Raw genomic sequence first — 18,060 nt, 5'->3', positions numbered from 1 at the left:
TTAAAGTCCAGTCGTCAGGGGGGCGGTGGAGGGCGTGTGGCGGTAGGCGGCGCCGGTGTGTTGGTCGGGCAGGTGGGCGTCTTGCCCGAAGACTTTTTCGCGCAGCGTGCCGTGCTCATAGGCGGTCTTGTAGGCGCCGCGGCGCTGAAGCTCGGGGACGACGAGGTCGATGAAGTCCACATAGCTTTCCGGCGTGACGATGCGGGTGAGGTTGAAGCCGTCCAGCCCCGTCTCGGCGACCCACGACTCCAATTCGTCCGCCACCTGCGCAGGCGAGCCCACCAGCGTGATGTAGCGCCCGCCCAGGGCGTGTTGCTCCAGCAACTTGCGCCGGGTCCAGTCGTTGTTTTGCAGGTTTTTGGTGGCCGACTCAATCGCGTTGCTTTTCACGTACTGAATCGGCTCGTCCAACGTGTACTGCGCAAAATCAATCGCGGTGGACGCCGAAAAGTGCGCCACGCCCGCCTCGGCACTGGCGTAGCTCACATACTCGGCATGCTTGGCCCAGGCCTCGTCCTGCGTGGCCGCGACGATCACGTTGATGCCCATGAACACCTTGATGTCCGCGGCCTCGCGCCCGGCGGCCACGGCGCTGGCGCGCACCTTGTCCACCTGCGCCTTGGTGGCGGCCTTGTTCTGGCCGCTGATGAACACGCACTCGGCATGGGTGCCGGCAAACAGCAAGCCACGGTCCGAACTGCCCGCCTGGAACAGCACCGGCGTGCGCTGCGGCGAGGGTTCGCACAGGTGGTAGCCCTCGACCTGGTAGAACTCGCCCTTGTGCTCGACCTTGTGCACTTTGGCGGGTTCTGCATACACCCGCGCGTGGGGGTCGTTGACCACCGCGTCGTGTTCCCAGCTGCCTTCCCAGAGTTTGTAGAGCACTTGCAGGTACTCGTCGGCCTGGTCGTAGCGCCGGTCATGTTCCACCTGTTCGGTGAGGCCCATGGCCTTGGCGGCGCTGTCGAGGTAGCCGGTGACGATGTTCCAGCCCACCCGACCACGGCTCAGGTGGTCGAGCGTCGACATGCGCCGGGCGAACAGGTACGGCGGCTCGTAGGTGAGGTTGGCGGTGAGGCCAAAGCCCAGGTTTTTGGTGACGGCGGCCATGGCCGACACCAGCAGGAGCGGGTCGTTGACCGGCAGTTGAATGGATTCTTTGAGCGTGACGTCCACCGAGTCCTGGTACACGTCGTACACCCCGACGATGTCCGCGATGAACAGCCCGTCGAACAGCCCGCGCTCCAGCAACTGCGCCAGTTCGGTCCAGTATTCGACGGTCTTGTAGCGGGTGGAGGTGTCCCGTGGATGGGTCCACAGGCCGTGGTTGATGTGCCCGATGCAGTTCATGTTGAAGGCATTGAACAGGATCTTTTTCTTGGCCATCAGATCGTCCCCCGCAGCGGCGGGTTGGTGTCGTTGAGGTAGTAATTGCCCACCGCGTGGTACTTCCAGCGCACCGGGTCGTGCAGGGTGTGCACGCGGGCGTTGCGCCAGTGGCGGTCCAGGCCGTGTTCGGCGAGGGTGGCCTGGCTGCCGGCCAGCTCGAACAGTGTGCTGCCCGCGGCCAACGAGATTTCGGTGCTCAGGGCGCGCACTTCGGCGATGGCGATGGACGCGGCGGCCACCGTTTGGGCGTTCGTGTCGGCCTGGGCGCGGTCCAGCCATTGACCGGCGCGCTCCAGCAGGGCTTCGCTGGCGTGCAGGCGGATGCTCAGATGGCCGATGCTTTTGAGCGTCAGCGGGTCTTCGGTGGCCTGGTCGCTGCCCGCGTCGATCCACGGGCGGGTCTTGGTGCGGACAAAGTGCAAGGTGTCTTCAAACGCCGCGCGGGCGATGCCGGTGTCGATGGCGGCGTGGAGGATCTGCGCCAGCGGGCCGACCGGGGTCGGGCGTTCAAATGCGCTCTGGAACGGGACCACGTCGTGAGCCGCGACCCACACGTTATCGAACACCACCGAGCCGCTGCCGGTGGTGCGTTGGCCGAAGCCGCTCCAGTCGTCGATCACGCTCAGGCCGGTGCTGTCTTTGGGGACGAAGGCCAGCTGTTGCACGCCGTTTTCGTCCACCACCGAGGTGGGGATGCGTTGGGCGTAAAGCGCCCCGGTGGCGTAGAACTTGCGGCCGTTGATGCGAAAGCCGTCGCCGTCACGGGTGAGCCGGGTGATGCGGTCGTGGGCGGTGCGGGTGCCCAGTTCTGCCAGGGCATTGCCCAGGCGCTGGCCGGCGAGCACTTCGGCGTATAGGCGTTTCTGTTGGGCGGGGCTGCCGTTTACGCGCAGCACCTCCAGGGCATAAAAATGGTTTTGCGGGATCTGCCCCAGGGACGCGTCCGCCTGGGCGATCAGCGCCGTGACCTTGGCCAGCGTGACGTTGGACACGCCCGCGCCGCCGTATTCCTTGGGCACGCTGATGCCCCACAGGCCGGAGCGGGAAAACGCGTCGAGTTCAGGCAGTGGCAGGCGGCGCTCGCGGTCGCGCTGGGCGCTGTCACGGCGAAAGTCTTCGGCCAGGTCGCTGGCCACAATAAGGGCGTGTTCATCGCTGGTGATAACCGCGACGGGGTGAGTGTGAGTCATGGCGGTCAGATCCAGGAATGACGGGCTGGCAGGGTGCCGTTGAGGCGGTAGGCACCGATGGCGTGGTACTTCCAGCGCACCGGGTCGTGCAGGGTGTGCACCCGTGCATTGCGCCAGTGCCGGTCCAGGTTGAACTCGGCCAGCGTGGCGCGGCTGCCGGCCAGCTCGAAGAGTTTTTCGCTGGCCAGCAGGGCGATTTCGGTGGTGAGCACCTTGGCTTCGGCCACGGCGATAGACGCCTGGGCGGCCGATTGCGCGGTGATGGGCGCGGCGCTGACCTGGTCCAGCACTTGGCCCGCCTTGCGCAACAGCGCCTCGGCGGCGTGCAGCTCGATGTGCAGCTTGCCGATGTCGGCGATCACATACAGGTCGTCGCTGGCCCGCTCGACATTGGCGTCGATCCAGGGGCGTGAACGTTCACGCACAAAACTCAAGGTGTCCTCCAGCGCGCCCCGGGCGATGCCCGCGTCGATGGCGGCCTGGATCAGTTGCGACACGGCGCCCTGGATATTCGGCTGCTCGCCCAGGCGCCAGGTGTCCACCACCAGGTCGGCGTCCACCGACACCTCGTTGAGCAGCACCGTGCCGCTGGCGGTGGTGCGTTGGCCAAAGCCGGACCAGTCGTCCACGATGCGCAGGCCCTCGGTGCCCCGGCGCACGAACGCCATCACGGGCTTACCGTCATCGTTCAGCGCCTTGACCGCCACCCAGTGGGCGAACAGCGCACCGGTGGAATAGAACTTCTGCCCGCTGACCACAAACCCGTCGCCGCTGGCGCGCAGGCGTGCCTGCAGGTCCAGCGTGTGTTTGGTGCCCCGTTCCGGGCCCGCGTTACCGATGCGCCACCCATCGAGCACGCTCTGGAACAGCTGTTTTTTCTGGCGCTCGGTGGCCACGCCTTGCAGCACGTTGAGGATGGCGATGTGGTTCTGCGGGATCTGCCCCAGGGCCGGGTCGGCCGCGCTGATGATCGCGAACACCTCGGCCAGCGTCACGTAGGACACCTGCGGGCCGCCGTACTCGCGGGGGATGGAAATACTGCCCAGGCCGCTGCGGGTGAACTGCTCGATGTCAGCCCAGGGCAGTTTGCGCTGGCTGTCACGCCGGGCGGCTTGCAGGCGCGCAGCCTGTGCCAGCTCGCGTGCGGCGTCCAAGGCCTCGGCGTCGCTGCGCAGCACTTTGGCGGGCAGCAACAGCGGGGCTACGTCCAGATCACTCTGGTGGGGTGTTTGTGCCAAGTTAGACATCAGCGCCGCTCCTTGGCTGCACGTAATGCCCTGGCGTTGTACACCGGGGTAATTTTGACCATACCTACCTCACATCCGTTGAAAAGCAAAAAATCAGGAATGTCCGGTGGTCCGGTGCATATACCCTAAACGCGTTAAATTTTTTAAGAAACTAACGTTTAGGAATATGCATAGAAGGGCCTTCACCCAGGCTCGCACGGCGAACCGGGCCGACGCGGCAGGTAGACCAGCGCCGCTTCAGCAGGCGCGCTGGCCGCCGGGGCGATGCGCAGCGTACGGGCGGGCGCCCAGTGCGAGGAGTTTCCCACCCGGTCGAGGATGCAGTAGCTGATATCCAGGCGCTGGTCGTCGCCCGCTTCCATAATCAGCGCGGGCGGCACCCACACCTGCACCGGCTGGCCGACGTCAGCCGGTTGCAGTGGGGCCAGGTCCAGGCGCGCATCGCCCCAGCGCAGGGTGATGGCGTCGCCTGCGGCCATGTTCAGGTAGGGCTCGATGGTCAGCGGCACGCCGCGCTGGATCTGCCGCCGGTTGACGCCCTGGCGGCGGATGGTGTCAGGCAGGCCCACGGGGGCGAGGTTCTGGTTTTCGTCGCCGCACAAGGGCGAGGGCGCGCCGCCCGGGCCGTCGGTCTTGACCTGTACCCAGGTGCTGGCCGAGCACGCCGGGCCGTGGCCGATCTGCAATACTCGGTAGTGCACCTGCGCGGGGCCGTTCTGCACGAAGCTTTCGGGGACGCGCAGGCAGGTTGGCGTGCCGATTTTGCCGGTGGTGATGCGCCGTGAGGCGGCAAAGCAGTCGTTCCAGAACAGTTCGATCACGTCGCCTTCTTCCATGCCGGGGTACGCCGCGATCTCGACCAGCAACTGCGTGGCGGCGAGCGCATTGATGCCTTGCCTGTGGGCCCCGGGCAGGGTCGGGGCGATGAGCAGGGCCGAGGTGGAAACGCGCTTCATAAATACTCTCCTTGAGACAGGCAGCCGCGTTCGTTCCAGGCAGGGGCGCAGGGGCGCGTGGGCCTGAAAGACGCGGCGTAATGAAAAAAAGACGATGGGATCCAATCCTCGTGGCGCTAGATAAGAGGGTTGGCCGGGGGGCGTCAATGGAGGCGAAGTGCTAAACGGCGGGTTGGGACAGATTCAGAACGGTCTGACTGGCGCAGCGGTTTGAAGGGGGGTGGGGAGGGCTGTTTTACCGGCCGTTCAGGCGGGTTTTCCCAAGCGTGGCCGCAGCGGGCAGGCGCCCGCTGCGCACGTTATCAATGGGTGAGGAACTTGCTCAGAAACTGGCGGGTGCGCTCTTCCTTGGGGTTGGCAAACAGCGCCTTGGCCTCGCCTTGTTCGACGATCACGCCCTTGTCGAAAAAGATCACGCGGTTGGCCACATCCCGGGCAAAGCTCATCTCGTGGGTGACGATGACCATGGTGCGGTTTTCTTCGGCCAGGCTGCGGATGGTCGCCAGCACTTCGCCGACCAGCTCCGGGTCCAGGGCCGAGGTGGGTTCGTCGAACAGGATCACCTCGGGCTCCATCGCCAGCGCACGGGCAATCGCCACGCGCTGTTGCTGGCCGCCGGACAGGCGCCGTGGGTAGGCGTCTTCCTTGCCTGCCAGGCCCACACGGGCCAGCAGTTTGCGGCCCAGCGCAATCGCGGTGTCCCGGGGCACTTTCTTGACCACTGTCGGGCCTTCGATCACGTTTTCCAGGGCGGTGCGATGGGGGAACAGGTTGAAGTTCTGGAACACAAAACCCACGTGCTGGCGCAAGCGCCGCACCAGGTTTTGCTGCTGGCTGAGGGGGCGGTTGCCGTCGATCTGGATGTCGCCCACCTTGATGCGGCCGCTGGTGGGCTCTTCAAGGAAATTCAGGCAGCGCAGCAAGGTGGTCTTGCCCGAGCCGCTGGGGCCGATGATGGCCACGACTTCGCCTGCCTTCACCTCAAGGTCGATGCCGTTAAGCACCACCTGACCCTTGAATTGCTTGGTGAGTTTTTCAACCACGATCATGCTTCAAGACTCCAGGTCATGCCGGTTGACCCGGTCTTCCAGGCGGTTTTGCAGGTGCGCCAGGATGCTCGCCAAAATCCAGTAGATCAGGGCGGCAGACAGGTACATGGTGAAAATTTCAAAGGTGCGCGCCGACACCAGTTGCGCCTGGCGAAACAGCTCGGGCACCTGGATGGTGGCGGCCAGCGCCGTGTCCTTGACCAGCGAAATGAAACTGTTGCCCAACGGCGGCAAGGCCGTGCGCATCGCCTGCGGCAGGATGGCCCGGCGCAGGGTCTGCGCGCGGGTCATGCCAATACTGGCGGCGGCTTCCCACTGGCCACGCTCGATGGAACTGATGGCCGCCCGCAGGATTTCACAGGCATAGGCCGCCATGTTCAGCGAAAAGCCGATCATGGCCGCCGGGATCGGATCCAGCTCGATGCCCAGTTGCGGCAGGCCGTAGTAGATCAGAAACAGCTGCACCAGCAACGGCGTGCCGCGAAAGAACGACACGTAGACCCGGGCGATCCCGCTCACCAGCTTGAGGCGCGAAAGGCGCATCAAGGCCAGGCCGAAGCCCAGCAGCAAGCCGAAAAACATCCCGCCCAGGCTCAGGATTACCGTGTAGTACGCGCCCTTGAGCAGAAAGGGCGCGGAGTCGAGCGCGAGTTGAAAACCTGCTTCCATTATTCAGTGACGTCAGCGTTGAAGTATTTGACCGACAGCTTCTTCAAGGTGCCGTCGGCGCGCAGCTTGTCCAGGGCCTTGTTGACCGCATCCAGCAGTTCCGGCTCGCCTTTGCGCAGGGTCACACCGGCTTCCTGGCGGGAGAAGGCTTCGCCAGCAGCGGCGGTGTCCGGGGCTTTCTTGGCGTATTCCAGTGCGGCCAGGCGGTCGATGAGGATGGCGTCGACACGGCCGATGCGCAGGTCCTGGAACTTGGTCGGGTCATCGTTATAGGTCTTGATGACAGCTTGCGGCGCGTTGTCCTTGAGCCATTGCTCGTAGTTGGTGCCCAGGCCCACACCGACTTTCTTGCCCGCAAGGTCAGCGGCGGTCTTGATGCTGCCTTCGTTCTTTTTCAGGGTCAGCGCCTGAATACCGGAGACGGTGTAGGGGGCGGAGAAGTCGTACTTTTTCTTGCGCTCTTCAGAGATGGTCACCTGGTTGATCACCGCGTCCAGGCGCTTGGACTCCAGCGCCGCGAGGATGCCGTCCCACGGGGTGGCTTGCAGCTTGACCTTCACGCCCAGCTCTTTGGCCAGGGCTTCGGACAGCTCCACCTCGAAACCTGTGAGCTTGCCGCTTTCGTCCACAAAGCTGAACGGCGGGTAGGTGCCTTCCAGGCCCACTTTGATCACGCCGGCTTTTTTGATGTCGTTCAGTTGCTCGCCGGCAACGGCCTGGCCCAGCCATCCGGCGCCGAGCGCCAGCCCCAATGTGCCAACCAACAAGGTGCGGCGCAGTGCAGAAATAGTCATGACAAGCTCCTGTGTTTTTTTATGTGGGGCGAAGCAGGTGACGCAAAGGTCGTATCCTGCCTTAAAGCGCGGTGCGCGTCTTCGCCTACGGCGCGACTATAAAGCCGCTTTTTAAGACTTGAAAATAATATAAATAAATTTTGTTATTTCTATTTGGAATAACAAGTTTTTAGAACGCCGCGTCATAAGCAAACAACGCAGGGGCCCCGCCGGTGTGCAGGAACAGGATCGGCCCGTCTTCCAGACGCTGGCGACCGATGCCGTCCAGCAACCCGGCCATGGCTTTGCCAGTGTAGACCGGGTCCAGCAGCAGGCCTTCCTGGCTGGCCAGCAGTTTGACTGCCGCCAGGGTCCCGGCGTTCGGTTCGCCGTAGCGGGGGCCGAAGTACTCGTCCCACAGGGTGACTTTGAACGCAGGCGGCAGCGCCACGCCCAGCAGCTCGGCCGTGCGTTCGGCCAGGCCTTGTACCTTGGGGCGCTGGTCTTCTTCGCTGCGCGACACGGTGACGCCAATCACCGGCAGTTGCGGCAAGGCTTCGCTCAAGGCCAGCGCCAGGCCGCTGTGGGTGCCAGCGCTGCCCGAAGCGAGCACCACGGCGGCGAATTCGACGCCGCTTTGTTCGATCTGCTCGGCCAGCTCCAGCCCGGCGCGCACGTACCCCAGGGCGCCGAGGGCGTTGGAGCCGCCGATGGGCACGAGGTAGGGTTTTTTGCCGTTGCTGCGCAAGCGCTGGGCGAGGGCGTTGAGTTGCTCGTCGGCGTTGTCGAGGTTGTCCACCAATTCGACCTTGGCGTCGAACAGGCCCATCAACAGGCGGTTGCCGTTGGCCAGGTAGTTGGGGTCTTCGGTGCCGGTGGGGTTTTCCAGCAGGGCCACGCAGCCCAGGCCCAGCTTGGCCGCCAGCGCTGCGGTCTGGCGCACGTGGTTGGACTGGATCGCGCCCGCGGTCACCAGCGTGTCGGCGCCTTGGGTGAGGGCGTCGGCGGCCAGGTATTCGAGTTTGCGCAGCTTGTTGCCGCCCAGGCCGAGCGGGGTGAGGTCGTCGCGTTTGACGTAAACGTCGCGTTCAAGCCAGGCCGACAGCCGTTCGAGCTTTTCCAGGGGCGTGGCGCCGCCCAGCAGGGGCAGGCGGTTAAAGCGGTCGAGCTGGTGTTTGATCATGAGAGGGTTCGGGTAGTCAACGATGCGCGGACTATAGGCAGGCACTTTGCGCGCGGGCAACCGCCAATCGCATATGCCGGGATGTTCTTGGAACCGCACTATTGGTTCTTAAGGGCGCCCGGGGTGCATGGCTTACAGTGACCGCCATTTCGTCAGGAGTGAAAACCGTGAGTGAGCGTTCCAGCCATTGGCAATTACAGACCATCGTCGGCCAACTGCGCAGCGCCCGGGATCAGTGGCGTACGCGCAATGGCCGGGTCAGCGGCGAGCAGGGCGGTCGTGAACTGCCGTCGCGGGACGCGGTGGCGCAGATCCTGGAGGCTTTGTGCGGTGCGCTGTTTCCGATGCGCCTGGGGCCGGTGGACCTGCGCGAGGAAAGCGAGGACTTCTACGTCGGCCACACCCTGGACGTGGCGCTGAACGCGTTGCTGGCCCAGGCGCGCCTGGAGCTGCGCTACGCCGCCCGCCAGAGCGGCCAGGACGACCGCGAGGTCGACGCCCAGGCCATCCGCCTGATCCAGGATTTTGCCCTGGCCCTGCCTGCCCTGCGCAGCCTGTTGGACACCGATGTGCTGGCCGCCTACCACGGCGACCCGGCCGCGCGCAGCGTGGACGAAGTGCTGCTGTGCTACCCCGGCATCCTGGCGGTGATTCACCACCGCCTGGCGCACCACCTGTACCGCGCCGGTTTGCCGCTGCTGGCGCGCATCAGCGCCGAAATCGCCCACTCGGCCACCGGCATCGACATCCACCCGGGCGCGCAGATCGGCCCCAGTTTCTTTATCGACCATGGCACCGGCGTGGTGATCGGCGAGACGGCGATCATTGGCGAGCGGGTGCGTATCTACCAGGCCGTGACGCTGGGCGCCAAGCGCTTCCCGGCGGATGAAGACGGGCAGTTGCAGAAGGGCCACCCGCGCCACCCGATTGTCGAGGACGACGTGGTGATTTATGCCGGGGCGACCATTCTGGGGCGCATCACCATCGGCAAGGGCTCCACCATTGGCGGCAACGTGTGGCTGACCCGCAGCGTGCCCGCCGGGGCGAACCTGACGCAGGCCAACCTGCAGCACGACGACGGCAGCCAGAAGTAAGCCCTTCTGCGGCCCGCAGCGCACAACCGCGGGGGCGGCAAGGCAGGCTGGATCTGGGCCTGTCGACCGCCCTCGCGGGCACTTCCCCAGCGGCCGCACTGAACGTTTTGTCATTCAAAAGCGTCATACCTTGCCTTGAGCTTGCGTAGGAATAGCCCTACCGCCTGGCTCTGTGATTCGCCCCAACCCCCCTAACCATGTTTAACTTGATCGATCGTTCAAGTTAAACCGGTGGTTCGCTGCCCGCTCACAACAGGAGGCTTGCCTTTGCTGAGTCCGTTTTTTACAGCCACATTCCCCACGCTCGGGGTGCACCGTTCATGAGTGCATCGTCGACCCCTTCCAGCAGCCTGGTGCGCATGAATGCGCCGGTGTTCTACTTTGCCGCAAGCTTCATCCTGCTGTTTGGCCTGGTGGTGATTTCCATGCCCGAACAGGCGGGCGCGTGGCTGTTGGCCGCGCAAAACTGGGCGGCCAATACGGTCGGCTGGTACTACATGCTGGCGATGACCCTGTACCTGGTCTTCGTGGTGGTCACCGCGGTATCGGGCTACGGCAAGATCAAACTCGGTGCCGACCACGACGAGCCCGAGTTCAGTTACCTGTCCTGGGCCGGCATGCTGTTTGCCGCCGGTATCAGCATCACGCTGTTTTTCTTTTGCGTGTCGGAGCCCCTGACCCACCTGGTGCAGCCGCCCCAAGGGCCGCCGCTCACCGCCGAGTCGGCACGCCAGGCCATGCAGATCCTGTTTCTGCACTGGGGCCTGCACGGCTGGGGCGTGTTCGCGTTTGTGGGCATGGCGCTGGCGTATTTCGCCTACCGGCATAACCTGCCGCTGGCCCTGCGTTCGGCGTTGTACCCGCTGATCGGCAAGCGTATCAACGGCCCCATCGGGTATGCGGTGGACGGCTTTGGCATCATCGCCACGGTGTTTGGCCTGGGGGCCGACATGGGCTTTGGCGTGCTGCACTTGAACGCCGGGCTCGACTACCTGTTTGGGGTGGCCCACACCCACTGGATCCAGGTCGGCCTCATCACCTTGATGATGGGCGCGGCGATCATCGTGGCGGTGTCCGGCGTGGACAAGGGCGTGCGCGTGATGTCCGACATCAACATGCTGCTGGCCTGTGCGCTGTTGCTGTTTGTGTTGTTCGCCGGGCCCACCCAGCACCTGCTCAACACGCTGATCCAAAACCTGGGCGATTACCTGGGCGCGCTGCCCACCAAGAGTTTTGACGTGTACGCCTACGACAAGCCCAGCGACTGGCTGGGCGGCTGGACGGTGTTTTATTGGGCGTGGTGGATCGCGTGGTCGCCGTTCGTGGGCCTGTTTATCGCGCGTATTTCCCGGGGCCGCACCATTCGCGAATTCGTGTTTGGCGTGCTGTTGATCCCGCTGGGGTTCACCCTGGCGTGGATGTCGATTTTCGGCAACAGCGCCATCGACCAGGTGCTCAACCACGGCATGGCGGCGCTGGGCCAGTCGGCCATCGATGACCCGTCGATGAGCCTGTACCTGCTGCTGGAAACCTACCCGTGGAGCAAGACGGTCATCGCGGTGACGGTGTTCATCAGCTTTGTGTTTTTCGTCACCTCCGCCGACTCCGGCACTGTGGTGCTGTCCACCCTGTCGGCCAAGGGCGGCAACGCCGACGAAGACGGTCCCAAGTGGCTGCGCGTGTTCTGGGGCGCGATGACGGCGCTGGTGACCAGTGCGCTGTTGTTTGCCGGCAGCATCGATTCGCTCAAGTCGGCCGTGGTGCTGACCTCGCTGCCGTTCTCGATGATTTTGCTGTTGATGATGTGGGGGCTGCACAAGGCCTTTTACCTGGAGTCGCAAAAGCAGATCGCCCAGTTGCACTCCCTGGCACCGGTGTCGGCGGCGCGCAAGGGCAGGGGCGGTTGGCGACAGCGGTTGAGCCAGGCGGTGCACTTTCCGTCACGCGACGAGGTGTACCGCTTCATGGACACTACCGTGCGCCCGGCCATCGAGGAAGTCACCGCGGTTTTTGTCGAGAAGGGCCTGAACGTGCTGACCCAGCCTGACCCTGCCCACGACAGCGTCAGCCTGGAAATCGGCCATGGCGAGGAGCGCCCGTTCATCTACCAGGTGCAGATGCGCGGCTACTTCACGCCCTCGTTCGCCCGGGGCGGCATGGGCTTCAAAGAGCTCAACAACCGCCGCTATTACCGCGCCGAAGTGCACTTGAGCGAGGGCAGTCAGGACTACGACCTGGTGGGCTACACCAAGGAGCAGATCATCAACGATATCCTCGACCAGTACGAGCGTCATCTGCAGTTCTTGCACCTGGTGCGCTAGGCCCTGAGGTACAGGGCCAGGGCCACCAGTGGCACGCCGAACACCGCGCTGCCGATCACCAGCTCCGACATCAGGGGCTGGCCGGCAGTGACCACGCCGACCGCGCCGTTGATCACCGTCAGTACCAGCCACAGGCCCACGAAACGGTAGGCCAGTGCATCGCGGCCAACGCCCAGCTTTTGCCCGATGAACAGTATCAGGGCCAACAGGACCAGGCCTGCGCTGATGACGAGGGTGGTGTGCATGGGTTACTCCTTGCCCAGCCAATGGTCGAGGGCGTAACGGCCAGCGCCGCGAAACACCAGGTAGAACGATAGCAGCGCCATCAGCACCGGGTATTCGATACCCCGGTCGATCCACGCCCAGGCCCAGCACCAACAACAGGCCGCCCAGCCCTTCCAGCAACGCCACCTGCGGCTGGTCGGCCGGTTTGCCGCTGGGTGCTCGGCACGTTGATGTCATACCGCTGCGCGAACTGCCCGGGGCTGAACGACATGTGCCCGGCGTTGTGCACGATCACGTCAAAGGGCAGGGCTTCAGACCATGCCGCCGTTGGCGCGCAGCACCTGGCCGTTGATCCAGCCTGCCGCCGGGCTTACCAGAAACGCCACGATCGGCACGATGTCTTCCGGCTGGCCGAGGCGCTCCAAGGGCGCCATCTTGACCAGGGTCTGGATCTGTTCTTCGCTCTTGCCGTGCAGGAACAGTTCGGTAGCCACCGGGCCCGGAGCGATGGCGTTGACGGTGATGCCGCGACCGCGCATTTCCTTGGAAAAAATGCGCGTCATGGTTTCCACTGCGGCCTTGCTGGCGGCATACACCGCATAGCCCGGCAGGTTAAGGCCCACGGCGCTGCTGGAGACGTTGACGATGCGCCCGCCATCCTTCAGGCGCTTGGCGGCTTCGCGCAGGCCGTTAAAGGTGCCTTTGGCGTGGATGTCGAAGTTTTCGTCGAACAGCTCATCGGTGTGTTGGGCCAGTGGCTGGATGTTCAGGATGCCGGCGTTGTTGACCAGCACATCGACCTTGCCCAGCTGAGCTTCGGTTTCATCGAACAGGCGCTTCACGCCGGCTGCCTTGACCACATCGGCTTGTACCGCTATGGCTTGGTGGCCCGCCTGACGCAGCTCCACCACCAATTTGGAGGCTTCGACAGCGCTATTGACGAAGTTGATGACAACGGCGTAACCGTCGGCGGCCAGGCGTTTGGCCACTAATGCACCGAGGCCACGGGAGGCGCCGGTAACGATGGCAACTTGCTGGGTCATGATCGAATTCCTTGGGAAGTGACAGGGTGTGAGCAAAGATTCACATGTTTACCGGGGCCGATAAATGCGCCAAAGTTGCCTTTACTGTTCAATAATCACCAACAATCAACTCCGGGAGCGCGGCGTGGACCAGGTCAAGGCGATGAAGGTATTTGTGCGCATTTACGAGCGTGCCAGCTTCACTCTAGCGGCTGATGACTTGAACCTGCCCCGCGCCACGCTCACCCACACCCTCAACGGGTTCGAAGCCTGGCTGGGCACGCGCTTGCTGGAGCGCAGCACCCGCCGTGTGCGCCCGACTCTGGACGGCGAAGCCTATTACCCGCGTTGCGTGCAACTGCTGGCCGAGCTGGAAGAGGCCGAGTTGGCGTTTCGTTCGGTGGCGCCCAAGGGCCGTTTGCGGGTGGACGTGCACGGCACCCTGGCCAAGTACTTTGTGATCCCGGCACTGGGGCAGTTCATGGCGCAGTTTCCCGATATCGAACTGTCCATCAGCGAGGCCGACCGGTTTGTCGACCTGATCGCCGAAGGGGTCGATTGCGTGCTGCGGGCGGGCACCTTGGGTGACTCGGCATTGATCGGCCGGCGGGTGGCCACATTGCGCCAGGTGACCTGCGCGAGCCCCGCTTACCTGCGCAAATACGGCGAACCTAAACGCCTCGATGAACTGGGCCAGCACCGTGCGGTGAACTACGTGTCACGCTCCACCGCCAAGCCGTTTGCGTTTGAGTTTCTGGTGGACGGTGAGGTGCAAGAAGTGATGATCGAAGGCGCGATTTCGGTGTTTGGCGCCGAAATCTACTCCGCCAGCGCGGTGGCCGGGCTGGGCATTATCCAGTGCCCGCACTACCGCATGGCCGAGCTGATCGAGCAGGGCGCCATGCGTGAAATCCTCACCGACACCCCGCCGCCGCCCATGCCGGTGTCGGTGCTTTACCCCCACAATCGACACCTGTCACCGAGGGTGCGCGTATTCGTCGATTGGCTGGCAAAAATCTTTGAAAATGCCCGCTAAGCCCCGTCCTTAAAGGGTTTACTAAATTTAATTTCATCCGGGCAAATCTCGTTTTGACTCCGAACTGTCACATGGCCATCGCCTAATTGTGTGAAGCGTTTGACGCTTTCATTTCAGAACAGTGACGGAGATTGGTACCAATGAAGACGTTATTAAGCCCCATGGTGGGTGTCGCCATGGCGAGCTTTATGCTGTCCGCCCATGCCGATTTTATCGATGACAGCCACGCCGATGTGACCCTGCTCAACCGCTACCTCAACCAGCAGGGCCGCGACGTGGTGGGCAGCAACGCCAAAGCCAAGAGCATTCGTGATTGGGGCCAGGGGTTCGAGTTCAACTTCAAGTCCGGCTACACCGAAGGCCCCGTGGGCTTTGGCCTCGACCTGCAGGCGTTCTACGGGCTCAAACTGGACTCGGGCGGCGACCTGAACGACAAAGACCACCAGGGCCGCTACCCGGGCAGCATGTTCCCGCTGGAAAACGGCAAGTCCGCCGACCAGTTCGGTGTGCTCAGCCCCACCTTCAAGGTGCGCTTTGCCAAGGATGAACTGCGCGTCGGCACCCTGTTCGGCAACAACCCGGTGCTGGCCAATACCGATGGTCGCCTGTATCAGCAGACCAACACCGGGGTGCAGTTGGTGTCCAAGGACCTGACGGACTTCACCTTCACCGCAGGTGACATCCTCAAGACCAAGATCCGCAACGAAACCGGCGACCAGGGCATGATCACCGCTGGCGGCACCAAGGAAAGCGATCGCTTCCTCTACGGCGGCGCCGACTACACCGGCTTGCCGGGCACCACCCTGAGCCTGTGGTACTCCAACCTCGAGGATTATTACGAGCAGGCCTTCCTGGGCGCCAAACGCCACGACGCCTTGCCCGTGGGCGCGATCGACACCGACGTGCGCCTGTACCGCAGCCTGGGTGTGGGCGGCAACGCCGACGGTGACAAGGACTTCGCAGCAGCGGGCCTCTACGGCGACGGCCTGAACAAGGGCCGCATCAACCAGTCCACCGTCAGCTTGTTGGAAAGCTACAGCCTGGACGGTCACACCGTGGGCCTGGGCATCCAGAAAAACAGCGGCGACAGCGACTTCCCGTACCTGGATTCGGGCCTGAACAGCGGCGACCTGCACCAGGGCCCGGGCTCGGGTGCCGACACCCCGGCGCTGACCAACATGCAATTGAACAAATTCCAGCATGCGGGCGAGCGCACCTGGCTTGCGCAATACAAATATGACTTCGCCAAGCTGGGCCTCAATGGGCTGACGTTCGCCACGGCCTATGCCCACGGCGATGACATCCGCACCGCCCAAGGCACCACCAGCGAGTGGGAACGCAACATTACCTTGGCTTACCAGGTCCCGACCGGCACCCTCAAGGGCCTGGGTGTGACCTGGCGAAATGCCCACGCGAGCCCGGACATTACCGGCGCAACCGTGCAGGACGAGAACCGCTTTTATGTGAGCTACGTCGTTCCACTCTGGTAGGAAATTGCTGTACAAGGGTAGGCCCACTTAAGCGATTCAGCTGTTTGAAAGGCCCGGGAATATGCTTATTCCCGGGCCTTTCAAGCCCTGCCCAAGAGAGGATTCGATGACTTACTTTGCTGCCGAAAACCGCTATGAATCCATTCCTTACCGCCGCGTAGGCCGCAGCGGGCTGGTGCTCCCCGCACTGTCCCTGGGCCTGTGGCACAACTTTGGCGACAGCACCCCCATCGACACCCAGCGCGCCTTGCTGCGCACCGCGTTCGACCTGGGTATCAACCACTTCGACCTGGCCAACAACTACGGCCCGCCGTATGGCAGCGCCGAAACCAACTTCGGCCGCCTGCTGCGCGAAGACTTCAAGCACTACCGCGATGAACTGATCATCTCCAGCAAAGCTGGCTGGGACATGTGGCCAGGCCCTTACGGCCAGGGCGGCGGTTCGCGCAAATACGTACTGGCGAGCCTGGACCAAAGCCTGCAGCGCATGGGCCTGGACTACGTCGACATTTTCTATTCCCACCGCTTCGATCCCGACACCCCGCTGGAAGAAACCGCCGGCGCACTGGCCACGGCCGTGCAGCAGGGCAAGGCGTTGTACATCGGCATCTCGTCGTACTCAGGCGTCAAAACCCGCGAAATGGCCGCGTTGCTCAAAGAGTGGAAAATCCCGCTGCTGATCCACCAACCGGCCTACAACCTGCTCAACCGCTGGATCGAAAAAGACCTGCTGGACACCACCGAAGACCTCGGCACGGGCGTGATCGCCTTCACCCCACTGGCCCAAGGCGTGCTGACCGACAAATACCTCAACGGCGTACCGGCCGACTCACGGGTCAACCGCCCGGGGGGCAGCTCGTTGCAGGCCAAGCACTTGTCCGAGACCAACATCGCCCACGCCCGTGCGCTGAACGAAATCGCCAAACGCCGTGGCCAAAGCCTGGCGCAACTGGCCCTGGCCTGGACCCTGCGCGACCCGCGCGTCACCAGCGCCCTGATCGGCGCCAGCCGCCCGGAGCAGATCATCGAAAACGTCGGCGCCCTGAAAAACCTGAGCTTCAGCGCACAGGAACTGGCCGAGATCGACCAGCACGCGCGCGAGGGTGGGATCAACTTGTGGGAAAAGCCGTCGAGCGCTGAATAAGCCGTGGCGCAGCCCAGCGCATCCGTGGCTGGGCTTGCCGGTTCACTTCTTGGTTGGAAAGCCGAGAATGTCGGCGGTGTCGTTCAAGCGTCTGTCTCGTGAGGGGCGTTTTCGCAGGTGAAGGTCCACCACCTGGGGCCTGTCAGGCAGGTTGAAATAGCCTTCATCCAGGCTGCATAGGCTTTCTAATACGGACAGAGGCAATCCCAATATTTGCCGGACCTGGGAGCGCGAAAGCACCTTGTGTTCAACCAGCATTTTCACGCCTTGCGCCAGCAACTGCGGTTTTTCAAAACCGAAGTCCTCGTCCATGGGCTCGCCTTTGACCCACCCCCTGGCCGAGCGTGCTTTCCACAACCGGGTTATCGTCGTGTCGTTGATGATTTCCAGATCAAGGCAACGTTTGACCATCGCCGCCACAGACACCTTCCAGCGTGGTTTCAACGCGAGCAACGTGTCCAAGGTAGGCCACCGCACTTCCCTCAGGAAACTCTGCGCAGGCAGTAAAAAAGCGCTTGCGAAGCGATGGGCCTGAGACTCAAGAAGAGCATGGTTCGACGCGTACTGTTCTTTGGATATATGCCGGTGAAGTACGATGTGCCCGAGCTCGTGGGCGGCATCAAATCGATTGCGGATGCCGTTGGCTTTGTCTGCAACGACGAGTACGTAAGGACGCTGATCGAGGCTGCACCAGTTGGATACGCCATCCATTTTCAGATGGCCAAGCACCGTGCGGGCGCAGACGATGCCCGCGCGCTCCATGACCGCTATGACGTTGGGAATCGGCGCACTGCCGAGCCCCCACGCTTGGCGGCAGTTGCTGGCCATTTGTTCTATCTCTGCGTCAGAGATCAGCTCGCAGTTGGTTTCGTCCAGGCAGGGCACGTTGACGTCAGCGAACTCAAGGCTTTCTTGCAGCTTGTAGGCGATTTCCTGTAGCCATTCCAGGCGAACCTCGGCGACCTCTCTGGCATGGGTTGCAGTGATCAGCTGGGACCGAAAGAAAAAGGGGGTGCGCTTATCCATCGTGGCCTGTTCTTCCAGCAGCCAGTTTTCACTGATGCCAAACACTTCACACAGACGCTGAAAGGCATCGGCTTCGGGAACCTGAAGCCCATTTTCCCACTTCGATATGTTCCCAGCGGCGCGCCCCACCAGGTCGGCCAGTGCGGCCTGGGTCATGCCAAACGCCAAACGCAGTTGCTTGAGGCGCTCTGACTGAAAGCCCGCAACTCCAGTTCTCATGCTTTACCTCTTGGCGTTTTGCTCGTC

General features: G+C 63.2%; 16 protein-coding genes. 5 read left to right on the top strand and 11 right to left on the bottom strand.

Going from position 1 to position 18,060, the window contains the following annotated elements; genetic code table 11:
• The 8 genes from ACW9H9_RS21735 to ACW9H9_RS21700 form a co-directional block, all read right to left on the bottom strand.
• Complete coding sequence (locus ACW9H9_RS21735) at positions 1 to 1,386, bottom strand: LLM class flavin-dependent oxidoreductase (RefSeq protein ID WP_457344428.1); 1,386 nt, start codon at positions 1,384 to 1,386, stop codon at positions 1 to 3.
• Complete coding sequence (locus ACW9H9_RS21730; protein WP_457344429.1) at positions 1,386 to 2,579, bottom strand: SfnB family sulfur acquisition oxidoreductase; 1,194 nt, start codon at positions 2,577 to 2,579, stop codon at positions 1,386 to 1,388. Before ACW9H9_RS21730 ends, ACW9H9_RS21735 begins: the two co-directional genes overlap by 1 nt.
• A gap of 5 nt (positions 2,580 to 2,584) precedes the next feature.
• Positions 2,585 to 3,826: an SfnB family sulfur acquisition oxidoreductase gene (locus ACW9H9_RS21725; RefSeq protein ID WP_457344430.1), complete on the bottom strand. Its 1,242-nt coding sequence runs from the start codon at positions 3,824 to 3,826 to the stop codon at positions 2,585 to 2,587.
• A 182-nt stretch (positions 3,827 to 4,008) separates the two neighbouring features.
• Complete coding sequence (locus tag ACW9H9_RS21720) at positions 4,009 to 4,782, bottom strand: hypothetical protein (protein ID WP_457344431.1); 774 nt, start codon at positions 4,780 to 4,782, stop codon at positions 4,009 to 4,011.
• 302 nt (positions 4,783 to 5,084) lie between these two features.
• Entirely contained in the window at positions 5,085 to 5,831 is a 747-nt protein-coding gene (gene tcyN / locus ACW9H9_RS21715) for an L-cystine ABC transporter ATP-binding protein TcyN (RefSeq protein ID WP_457344432.1), read from the bottom strand.
• Between the two features lie 3 nt (positions 5,832 to 5,834).
• Positions 5,835 to 6,500: a cystine ABC transporter permease gene (gene tcyL / locus ACW9H9_RS21710; protein WP_457344433.1), complete on the bottom strand. Its 666-nt coding sequence runs from the start codon at positions 6,498 to 6,500 to the stop codon at positions 5,835 to 5,837.
• Entirely contained in the window at positions 6,500 to 7,294 is a 795-nt protein-coding gene (gene tcyJ / locus ACW9H9_RS21705; RefSeq protein ID WP_457344434.1) for a cystine ABC transporter substrate-binding protein, read from the bottom strand. Before tcyJ ends, tcyL begins: the two co-directional genes overlap by 1 nt.
• A gap of 169 nt (positions 7,295 to 7,463) precedes the next feature.
• Complete coding sequence (locus ACW9H9_RS21700) at positions 7,464 to 8,456, bottom strand: D-cysteine desulfhydrase (RefSeq protein WP_457344435.1); 993 nt, start codon at positions 8,454 to 8,456, stop codon at positions 7,464 to 7,466.
• Positions 8,457 to 8,623: 167 nt separating this feature from the next.
• On the opposite strand from ACW9H9_RS21700, the gene epsC reads away from it, so the two are divergent.
• Entirely contained in the window at positions 8,624 to 9,550 is a 927-nt protein-coding gene (epsC, locus tag ACW9H9_RS21695; RefSeq protein WP_457344436.1) for a serine O-acetyltransferase EpsC, read from the top strand.
• A 359-nt stretch (positions 9,551 to 9,909) separates the two neighbouring features.
• Positions 9,910 to 11,871 carry a choline transporter BetT gene (betT, locus tag ACW9H9_RS21690; RefSeq protein ID WP_457344459.1) on the top strand — a complete coding sequence of 654 codons (1,962 nt, stop codon included), beginning with the start codon at positions 9,910 to 9,912 and terminating at the stop codon, positions 11,869 to 11,871.
• On the opposite strand, the gene ACW9H9_RS21685 is transcribed toward betT, so the two are convergent.
• Together ACW9H9_RS21685 and ACW9H9_RS21680 are read right to left on the bottom strand one after the other, a co-directional pair.
• Positions 11,868 to 12,116, bottom strand: coding sequence for a hypothetical protein (locus ACW9H9_RS21685; RefSeq protein ID WP_457344437.1), 249 nt, complete (start codon positions 12,114 to 12,116; stop codon positions 11,868 to 11,870). The two genes, betT and ACW9H9_RS21685, sit on opposite strands and share 4 nt — an antisense overlap.
• Before the next feature lie 291 nt (positions 12,117 to 12,407).
• On the bottom strand, positions 12,408 to 13,139 hold the full coding sequence (locus tag ACW9H9_RS21680; protein WP_457344438.1) for an SDR family oxidoreductase: 732 nt from the start codon (positions 13,137 to 13,139) through the stop codon (positions 12,408 to 12,410).
• Between the two features lie 124 nt (positions 13,140 to 13,263).
• Between ACW9H9_RS21680 and ACW9H9_RS21675 the strand changes: the two genes are divergently transcribed.
• From ACW9H9_RS21675 to mgrA, 3 genes are all read left to right on the top strand, one after another.
• Positions 13,264 to 14,154 (top strand): LysR family transcriptional regulator, encoded by an 891-nt coding sequence (locus ACW9H9_RS21675; protein WP_457344439.1) that lies wholly within the window; start codon positions 13,264 to 13,266, stop codon positions 14,152 to 14,154.
• Positions 14,155 to 14,315: 161 nt separating this feature from the next.
• Complete coding sequence (locus tag ACW9H9_RS21670; RefSeq protein ID WP_457344460.1) at positions 14,316 to 15,644, top strand: OprD family outer membrane porin; 1,329 nt, start codon at positions 14,316 to 14,318, stop codon at positions 15,642 to 15,644.
• Between the two features lie 106 nt (positions 15,645 to 15,750).
• Positions 15,751 to 16,788 carry an L-glyceraldehyde 3-phosphate reductase gene (mgrA, locus tag ACW9H9_RS21665; protein WP_457344440.1) on the top strand — a complete coding sequence of 346 codons (1,038 nt, stop codon included), beginning with the start codon at positions 15,751 to 15,753 and terminating at the stop codon, positions 16,786 to 16,788.
• Between the two features lie 42 nt (positions 16,789 to 16,830).
• On the opposite strand, the gene ACW9H9_RS21660 is transcribed toward mgrA, so the two are convergent.
• Positions 16,831 to 18,033 carry a helix-turn-helix domain-containing protein gene (locus tag ACW9H9_RS21660; RefSeq protein ID WP_457344441.1) on the bottom strand — a complete coding sequence of 401 codons (1,203 nt, stop codon included), beginning with the start codon at positions 18,031 to 18,033 and terminating at the stop codon, positions 16,831 to 16,833.
• Positions 18,034 to 18,060: the final 27 nt, after the last annotated feature.

It is taken from the genome of Pseudomonas sp. SDO5215_S409, assembly GCF_054071325.1.
Note: the sequence above shows the minus strand (reverse complement) of the source record. Positions and strands in the feature narration are given on the sequence as shown.

What these genes read in the sequence shown, in the direction of transcription:
- ACW9H9_RS21735 (WP_457344428.1), bottom strand. Translation starts at nt 1,386, where the DNA reads ATGGCCAAGAAAAAGATCCTGTTCAATGCCTTCAACATGAACTGCATC.
- ACW9H9_RS21730 (WP_457344429.1), bottom strand. Translation starts at nt 2,579, where the DNA reads ATGACTCACACTCACCCCGTCGCGGTTATCACCAGCGATGAACACGCC.
- ACW9H9_RS21725 (WP_457344430.1), bottom strand. Translation starts at nt 3,826, where the DNA reads ATGTCTAACTTGGCACAAACACCCCACCAGAGTGATCTGGACGTAGCC.
- ACW9H9_RS21720 (WP_457344431.1), bottom strand. Translation starts at nt 4,782, where the DNA reads ATGAAGCGCGTTTCCACCTCGGCCCTGCTCATCGCCCCGACCCTGCCC.
- tcyN (WP_457344432.1), bottom strand. Translation starts at nt 5,831, where the DNA reads ATGATCGTGGTTGAAAAACTCACCAAGCAATTCAAGGGTCAGGTGGTG.
- tcyL (WP_457344433.1), bottom strand. Translation starts at nt 6,500, where the DNA reads ATGGAAGCAGGTTTTCAACTCGCGCTCGACTCCGCGCCCTTTCTGCTC.
- tcyJ (WP_457344434.1), bottom strand. Translation starts at nt 7,294, where the DNA reads ATGACTATTTCTGCACTGCGCCGCACCTTGTTGGTTGGCACATTGGGG.
- ACW9H9_RS21700 (WP_457344435.1), bottom strand. Translation starts at nt 8,456, where the DNA reads ATGATCAAACACCAGCTCGACCGCTTTAACCGCCTGCCCCTGCTGGGC.
- betT (WP_457344459.1), top strand. Translation starts at nt 9,910, where the DNA reads ATGAATGCGCCGGTGTTCTACTTTGCCGCAAGCTTCATCCTGCTGTTT.
- ACW9H9_RS21685 (WP_457344437.1), bottom strand. Translation starts at nt 12,116, where the DNA reads ATGCACACCACCCTCGTCATCAGCGCAGGCCTGGTCCTGTTGGCCCTG.
- ACW9H9_RS21680 (WP_457344438.1), bottom strand. Translation starts at nt 13,139, where the DNA reads ATGACCCAGCAAGTTGCCATCGTTACCGGCGCCTCCCGTGGCCTCGGT.
- ACW9H9_RS21670 (WP_457344460.1), top strand. Translation starts at nt 14,316, where the DNA reads ATGGTGGGTGTCGCCATGGCGAGCTTTATGCTGTCCGCCCATGCCGAT.
- mgrA (WP_457344440.1), top strand. Translation starts at nt 15,751, where the DNA reads ATGACTTACTTTGCTGCCGAAAACCGCTATGAATCCATTCCTTACCGC.
- ACW9H9_RS21660 (WP_457344441.1), bottom strand. Translation starts at nt 18,033, where the DNA reads ATGAGAACTGGAGTTGCGGGCTTTCAGTCAGAGCGCCTCAAGCAACTG.